This is a genomic window from Moorena sp. SIO3I6, assembly GCF_010672095.1.
On sequence record NZ_JAAHHU010001051.1, the window covers coordinates 1 to 1,742 of the forward strand.

Sequence of the window (1,742 nt, forward strand, 5' to 3'; positions counted from 1 at the left end):
TTGGTGTCCATTGAGTATTGAGTATCGTTAGGTTAGCGCTGATATCGCTATAGTTTTGCCAAAGCTTTTTAAAGACTTCATCATCCTGAAGCATCAGAGCATCGGCTGCTTGGTCAGTTGACAACCTAAGGTTAGCTTCTAGCTGCGTTAATCCAGAGGTAGCCGCTTGCTGCTGAGCCAATAAATTAGCACGCTCCACTCGCAACCTCTCTACTTCTTCTGAAAGGTTCTTGATTTGTTCAGAAATTTTGAGCAGTGACTTCTTTTTGAATTGAGACAGCTTTGTTTGGGCGTTTTTTAAGTTACTATTAGCAGAGTCTAACGCTAGCAACGTCTTGTTATCCTGACGAGCTGATTCTTCTACTCTTAAGTCATCAATCCGTTTAACTAAGGCTTGATAAAAAGCCCTAGTATTTCGCTGAGCTTCCAATGGGCTTTTGCCATCCACTTCAAATTCTATGATAGTGGTACCTCTATCCAAAGAAACCCTTGGCTTGGCAAACTCTTCAAAATCTTTGACTGAGGTATTAACAGCAGCAGCAGCATCAGTTAATACTACTTCACTCATGGCGATATACTGGTAGTTTTCTCGTGGATCTACCTTTAAAAGATATCCGTAAGGAGATTTCTCACCTGGATTGGAGGAAGCTTGACCCACTCCAGGGAGTTGAACAGATCCTTGAGAACCCACACCAGGTATAATCGCTGCTGCCTTACTTGTGTAAGTTCGAGGGATTTGCTGGAGCACAAAAAAAGCTAAACCCAAAATAGCAGCATTGCTCAAAATCCCCAAACTTATGTAGGAAAACCATTTTAAGCGATTGGGTCGAGAACGTTGCCGTGCTTTTGGTAAGGCTCGAATCGGAATTGAAGATTCTGTCATCTGTCTGTCATCAAGTAGATGCAGTCCACAAATTTACATTCAGACTAAATTATGAATATTTTGTGATTATTGTAGTTCAGATCCCGTCATTTTAAACGATTGGGATCAATCGCATAAATCCTTTAGTTGCTATTATAGAACTAGTTAACAGAACTAGATGACGCGCACAATACTTTTTTTGGCTATTCAGTAAAATAAAACCCCCATAGGACTAATGCAGATGGGGTTAACCAAGGCCAACTAACAACGGCCTAACCTAATGGATCTTAAGATTCACTTGATCAATCAGTTCTGATCAATTTTGCAACTACCCTATGGGAACGCCAAGGGCGAACAACCTTCAACCTTCAACCTTCAACTTTAAACCTTCAACCTTCAACCTTCAACCTTCAACCTTCAACCTTCAACTTCCCAACTCCCGAGAACGCTGATAAGACCCCAAAACCGCCTCAATCAAAGCCGAGCGAAAACCAGCTTTCTCCAACTTAGCGATCGCAGCAATTGTCGTTCCCCCAGGACTAGTAACCTGATCCTTCAATTGAGCTGGATGCATTTGAGTTTCTTGTAACAGCTGGGCTGTTCCCAATACTGTAGACTGTGCCAACTGCAATGCGATCGCTCTGGGTAATCCAGCTGCCACGCCCCCATCTGCTAGGGCTTCGATCAAAATCGCCACATAAGCTGGGCCTGACCCAGATAAACCGGTCACCGCATCCATCAGGTGTTCCGGAATCTCAACTACTTCACCAACAGCCCTAAAAATTGTTTTTGCTCGCTCCATTTGATCAGGTGAAACCCATTTTCCAGCAGCTAGTGCTGTGATTCCCGCCCCAACTGTTGCAGGAGTATTAGGCATTGC

2 protein-coding genes are annotated in these 1,742 nt (G+C 43.5%); both read right to left on the reverse strand.

The window, feature by feature from the left end:
- Positions 1–883 (reverse strand): hypothetical protein (locus tag F6K49_RS45990; protein WP_366514331.1); only part of this gene is annotated, 883 nt, incomplete at its 3' end.
- A gap of 403 nt (positions 884–1,286) precedes the next feature.
- Positions 1,287–1,742: pyrroline-5-carboxylate reductase (gene proC / locus F6K49_RS45995; RefSeq protein WP_293109038.1), on the reverse strand; the 456-nt coding region annotated here is incomplete at its 5' end.